Genomic DNA, 5601 nt, shown 5'->3' on the forward strand with positions numbered 1-5601 from the left:
GCCTCGGCCATCGCGGCTGTCCGTACCGGCCGAAATGAAACGCAGACCTAGATCTGTGAAGCGTTTCAGCAGGTCAATGGACTTGATGCCGGCTATTCCCAGCGCCACGCCGTGTGCACGACAAGCCGCTGCGACCGATTCTACGGCATGGCGGAAATGGTCATTCTCATAGTCGCCGTGGATGCCCATTTCGGCCGTCAGATCGCTGGAGCCGAGAAGGATCATGTCGATGCCTTCGACAGCCGCGATGGCGCCTGCGGCGTCGACCGCTTGCGGGGTCTCGATCATCACCGCGACCACCGTGCGACGCTCGAGGACAGCGGTGAGTTCGGCCGGTGACCTGGGCTGGTAACCGCTGACCACATTCGGCCCGGAAATGGAGCGGTGTCCGATCGGAGGAAACCGGGCCGCATCGACGACGGCTGCCGCTTCCTCTTTCGAATTCACGTGCGGCGCAATGACTCCAATTGCGCCGTTGTCGATGACACGAGCAATCACACTCGAATCATGAGACGGCACCCGGACTAACGCCGAGATTCCCGCGCCCAGAGCGCTTGCGCAGATCATTGCCGCCGTCTCCAGCGACGTGGAGGTGTGCTCGAGGTCGACGTAGACCGCGTCGTATCCGCATGCTGCTGCGATCGCAGGGACATCGGGGGTGCGCGCGCTCATCAGTGCCAGGCACAGCACCAGCCCGTCGCTGCGCAACGCCTCGCGCAGTGGTTTATGCACACGCTCACGGTAGCCCACTGAGAACGTTCATTCCACCAAGTCGTTAATGGCATTATCGATGTGGTAACCATTACGTATGCCAGCGAACCGGGTCGCTATCGTGGGCGCCGGCCTGTCGGATTGTGGACGGGTGCCTGACAAGACCGCGCTGGCGCTGATGGCTCAATCTGCACGCCGTGCCATTGCCGACGCCGGTCTGACAAAGGATGACGTGGACGGTTTCGGCGGTCACGGGACCCTGCTGCCACCCGTCGAGGTGAGCGAGTACCTCGGCCTGCGACCGTCCTGGGTCGACGCGACCAACGTCGGAGGATCCTCCTGGGAGGTCATGGCGGGGCATGCCGCCAATGCCATCGCCACCGGCGCGATCGACGTGGCGCTGCTGACCTACGGATCAACGGCGCGCTCTGACGTCAAGCGTCGCATACGGGCATCAGCGGCGGCGATGAGCACCGGCGGCGCCATGCAATACGAGGCCCCCTACGGGGCCACCCTGATCGCAAAGTACGCGATGGCCGCCAGGCGCCACATGATCGAATACGGCACCACCGCAGAACAATTGGCCGAAGTCGCGGTCGCGGCCCACGAGTGGGCAGCGATGAACGACAACGCTTTCGAGCGCGACCGGATAACGGCCGCCGACGTCGCCGCAGCACCGATGCTCGCCGATCCCTTCACTTCCAAGCACGTGTGTCTGCGCACCGACGGTGGCGGCGCTGTCGTGCTCGCGAGCGAGCGGGTGGCGAAGAATTGCGCGAAGGAGCCCGTCTGGATTCTCGGTGCCGCCGACTCGACCTCGCATGTCAGCATGAGCGAGTGGGCCGACTTCACCACGTCGGCCGCCGCACTGTCTGGCCCCCGCGCGTTCGGGCAAGCCGGCGTCGACCCAGCCGACATCGATGTGTGTGAGCTCTATGACTCGTTCACCTCCACCGTGCTGCTCACGGTGGAGGACTTGGGTTTCTGCGCCAAGGGCGAGGGCGGGCCGTTCATCGCATCAGGTGCGCTGCGTCCGGGTGGGGCGTTACCGACCAACACCGACGGCGGCGGTCTGGCCTCTTGCCATCCCGGCATGCGGGGAATGTTTCTGATGGTCGAAGCGACGAGGCAGCTGCGCGGCGAGTGCGGGTCCAGACAGGTTGATGACGCGCGCCTGGCATGCGTGCACGCGATGGGAGGCTTTTTCACCCACAGCGCCACGATGATCCTCGGAAGGCAGTGATGGACGCGCCGGTGGCCGCGAACCGGCCAACGATCGACTCCGACAGCGAATCGTGGTGGCAGGCCATCCAGGATCGCCGACTGATGATCAACTCGTGTGCCGGGTGCGGCCAGAACTCGCTCTACGTGCGTCCGTTGTGCCCGCACTGTTGGAGCGAGGACGTCGCGCTGGCACCGGCGTCCGGGCGGGCACGGCTCTACACGTGGACGGTAGTGCACCAGAATGCGGCACCCTTCGATACGTGCACGCCGTATGTGGTGGCAATGGTGGATCTCGACGAGGGTCCCCGACTGATGACGGTTCTGGAAGACTGCCCGGCCGAAAGCCTCTGTGCAGACATGGAACTCGCTATCGCATTTCGCGATGATGAAGACGGCTTTGTTGTCCCGGTGTTCCGGCCGGTGGCAGCAGGTGTGGGAAAGGAATAAAGATGAACAAAGAAGACATGATCCTGATCAGCGTCGATGACCACATCGTTGAGCCTCCCGACATGTTCAACAACCATCTGCCTCAGAAGTATCTAGCCGAGGCGCCGCGGTTGGTGCACAACCCCGATGGCTCAGACACCTGGCAATTCCGCGACGTGGTGATCCCCAACGTGGCGCTCAACGCTGTGGCGGGCAGGCCGAAAGAGGAATACGGGATCGAACCGCAGGGTCTCGATGAGATCCGGCCCGGCTGCTGGCAAGTCGACGAGCGGATCAAAGATATGAATGCCGGCGGCATCCTCGGCTCGATCTGCTTCCCGTCGTTCCCCGGATTCGCCGGCCGACTGTTCGTCACCGAGGATCCGGAATTCAGCCTGGCCCTCCTTCGGGCGTATAACGACTGGCACGTCGAGGAGTGGTGTGCTGCCTACCCGGCGAGATTCATTCCGATGACGCTGCCCGTGATTTGGGATGCCGAACTGTGCGCCAGAGAGATCCGCCGCAATGCCGAACGCGGCGTGCACGCATTGACGTTCACGGAAAACCCGGCGGCGATGGGATATCCGAGCTTTCACGACGACTACTGGACACCGATGTGGGAAGCGTTGGTCGACACCGATACCGTGATGAACGTCCACATCGGGTCATCCGGCAAGTTGGCGATCACCGCGCCGGATGCGCCGATGGATGTGATGATCACGTTGCAGCCGATGAATATCGTGCAGGCCGCGGCGGATCTGTTGTGGTCCAAGCCGATCAAGAAGTACAAGGACCTCAAGATCGCGCTCTCGGAGGGCGGGACCGGCTGGATACCCTACTTCCTTGAGCGTGCCGACCGCACCTACGAGATGCACTCCACGTGGACCGGTCAGGACTTCGGCAAGCAGAAGCCGTCTGAGGTCTTCCGCGATCACTTCCTGACGTGTTTCATCTCCGACCACACCGGAGTGGCGCTGCGCAACGAGATCGGCATCGACAACATCTGCTGGGAAGCTGATTACCCGCACAGCGACAGCATGTGGCCGGGCGCTCCCGAGCAACTGCACGAGGTGCTCCAGCGGAATAACGTGCCCGATGACGAGGTCAACAGGATGACCTACCAGAATGCGATGCGCTGGTATCACTGGGATCCGTTCACCTCTCACATCGCCAAGGAGCAGGCCACCGTCGGCGCCCTGCGCAAGGCCGCCGAAGGGCACGACGTGTCTATCCAGGCGCTGTCCAAGCACGACCACGGCAAGGGAGCCGGCTGGCAGGATCAGTTGAGCAAGCTGACCATGAACACGGCTGGCGAATCAGAAGACTGACGTTCAACCAGTTGCGGCGAGGCGGTCGGCAAGCGCCCGCGGCCGCCCCTCCGAGCGCGCAGGGAGCTTGTTGCGCTCGACCTTGCCGTTGTCATTGACCGGCAGCGGCTCGTTCCAGAACACCAGTTCCTCGGGCAACTTGTACTTGGGCAGTCCCGCCGAGATGAGCGCGTCGGTGACCTTCGCGAGCGACATGTCGACGTCGGCGTCAAGAACTAAGGCAACGGCGAGTCGTTCGCCGGTCGTGTCATCGGCCACCGAGTATGCCGCGCACTCGCGGACCCCAGCGATCCTGGACACGGCCTCCTCCACCTCGACGGCCGCGATCTTCAGACCGTTGCGAATGATGATGTCCTTCAGGCGTCCGACGATGCGCACCCGACCTTCGGAGATTTCGGCCACGTCGCCGGTGCGAAACCAGTCGCCATCGAATGCCCGCGCGTCGTCATCGGCATCTGTGTACCCGAGGAACGTATGTGGCCCGCGAATGCAGCACTCGGTCGGATCCGCTGCGGATCCGACCTTTACCTCGACATCCTCCAACGCGACACCGTCGTCGGCGTGACGGACGTCCGCGGACTCCGACCGCAGACCAGACGTGCTCACCGGTACTTCGGACGAACCGTAGGCGCGCATCGCGATGATCCCGAAATCGTCTTCGGCGCGCGTGACGATGCGCCGGTCCAGCATGGTCCCGCCTAAATAGACCGCTTGCAGCGGCACGTGCAGCCCGCGCGCCACCGCCTCGTCGAGCAGCCTGTCCAGCAAGCGATCGGGTCCGCCGTACCAGGTCGCACCCGACGAGACCAGCAGCTCACAGGTTTTGGCGGCATCCCAGTTGTCCTCGAGGATGACGGGCGCGCAGAGCATCGGTGCGATGACCAACGCCTGCAGCACTCCAGTCACCGACGCGAGCGGACTGATGAGAAAAATACGGTCTGCCGGGCAGAGTCCGGCTGCCGCGATGTAATTTGACGACGCCTTCATCAGCGTGCTCTGCGAGTGGATGACTCCCTTGGGCGCCGAGGTGGTTCCCGACGTGTAGAGCACGAGGGAGGGTTCGTCGGCCGCACGCTGAGATCGGTACGCAGTCTGCGGTGCGGAATCGGCGTCCAAAGCGATCCATACCAATCCCGCGGACATCCCTTTCCGCGGGGCCGCAGGCCAATTCGGCGCGACCCCGAACTCAGCTCCGGTGTGCGCGATGATGTCGGCCACCTGCGCCTCGCCAGCGCTGCGAGGGACCAGCAGGACCATGGCATCGACGCGCAACGCCGCATGGACGGTGACCACTGAATCCACGTCGTTACCCACGACCACAACGGTCGGTGTCGACGCTCCGACGCCCGAACGCGCCAGAGCGCCACATGCCGCATCGATGCGCGCGTCGAGTTCGGCATAGCTGAGTTCCGCCCCCCGAGCGCACAGAGCCAGCTTCTCGGGATGCAGTGCCGCGGCGGCACGAACGATGTCGGCGGGCTGACCCGACCAGAACCCGGCCTCGCGGTATCGGTCCCGCAACGCCGCGGCGCGCCGCTGCGCACATTGCAACAGAGCCGGCGCGCCGCTCATGGATGTCCTCCGATGCAAATGATGGTTCTCACTTCGAGTAAATGTAACCTCTCACCATGCCGTCAATGAATTTCGACAATCAGGTTGCCATTGTCACCGGTGCGGGCGGTGGCCTCGGCCGCTGTCACGCCCTCGAACTCGCCCGCCGGGGCGCGCGCGTAGTGGTCAACGACCTGGGCGGCGCAGTGGACGGCACCGGTGCGTCAATATCGGCCGCGCAGGCGGTAGTTGACGAGATCACGTCGGCGGGAGGCACGGCGATCGCCAACGGCGACTCGGTCGCTACCGAGGAGGGCGGCGCGGCCATTGTGGCGGCGGCAATGGACGCATACGGACAGGT

At 64.0% G+C, this 5601-nt stretch carries 6 protein-coding genes; 4 read left to right on the forward strand and 2 right to left on the reverse strand.

Annotated elements, in window-relative coordinates:
* On the reverse strand, positions 1–672 hold a 672-nt coding region (locus tag A5652_RS04220), incomplete at its 3' end, for an HpcH/HpaI aldolase/citrate lyase family protein (protein ID WP_369805744.1).
* 136 nt (positions 673–808) lie between these two features.
* On the opposite strand from A5652_RS04220, the gene A5652_RS04225 reads away from it, so the two are divergent.
* The 3 genes from A5652_RS04225 to A5652_RS04235 are packed head-to-tail and all read left to right on the forward strand — an operon-like array spanning position 809 to position 3689.
* Positions 809–1954 carry an acetyl-CoA acetyltransferase gene (locus A5652_RS04225; RefSeq protein WP_067346959.1) on the forward strand — a complete coding sequence of 382 codons (1146 nt, stop codon included), beginning with the start codon at positions 809–811 and terminating at the stop codon, positions 1952–1954.
* Complete coding sequence (locus tag A5652_RS04230; RefSeq protein WP_067346961.1) at positions 1954–2382, forward strand: Zn-ribbon domain-containing OB-fold protein; 429 nt, start codon at positions 1954–1956, stop codon at positions 2380–2382. Before A5652_RS04225 ends, A5652_RS04230 begins: the two co-directional genes overlap by 1 nt.
* 2 nt (positions 2383–2384) lie before the next feature.
* Positions 2385–3689 (forward strand): amidohydrolase family protein, encoded by a 1305-nt coding sequence (locus A5652_RS04235; RefSeq protein WP_067346964.1) that lies wholly within the window; start codon positions 2385–2387, stop codon positions 3687–3689.
* Positions 3690–3692: 3 nt separating this feature from the next.
* Here the strand turns inward: A5652_RS04235 and A5652_RS04240 are convergent, their stop codons facing one another.
* On the reverse strand, positions 3693–5261 hold the full coding sequence (locus tag A5652_RS04240; RefSeq protein ID WP_067346966.1) for a class I adenylate-forming enzyme family protein: 1569 nt from the start codon (positions 5259–5261) through the stop codon (positions 3693–3695).
* A gap of 56 nt (positions 5262–5317) precedes the next feature.
* Here A5652_RS04240 and A5652_RS04245 point away from each other — a divergent pair.
* Positions 5318–5601 (forward strand): SDR family NAD(P)-dependent oxidoreductase (locus A5652_RS04245; RefSeq protein ID WP_156745149.1); only part of this gene is annotated, 284 nt, incomplete at its 3' end.

Origin of the sequence: Mycobacterium sp. 1165178.9, from assembly GCF_001673555.1 — a bacterium.
Classification (GTDB): Bacteria; Actinomycetota; Actinomycetes; order Mycobacteriales; family Mycobacteriaceae; genus Mycobacterium.

Coding starts and splice junctions, on each gene's coding strand:
- A5652_RS04225 (WP_067346959.1), top strand. CDS start 809: ATGCCAGCGAACCGGGTCGCTATCGTGGGCGCCGGCCTGTCGGATTGT.
- A5652_RS04230 (WP_067346961.1), top strand. CDS start 1,954: ATGGACGCGCCGGTGGCCGCGAACCGGCCAACGATCGACTCCGACAGC.
- A5652_RS04235 (WP_067346964.1), top strand. CDS start 2,385: ATGAACAAAGAAGACATGATCCTGATCAGCGTCGATGACCACATCGTT.
- A5652_RS04240 (WP_067346966.1), bottom strand. CDS start 5,261: ATGAGCGGCGCGCCGGCTCTGTTGCAATGTGCGCAGCGGCGCGCCGCG.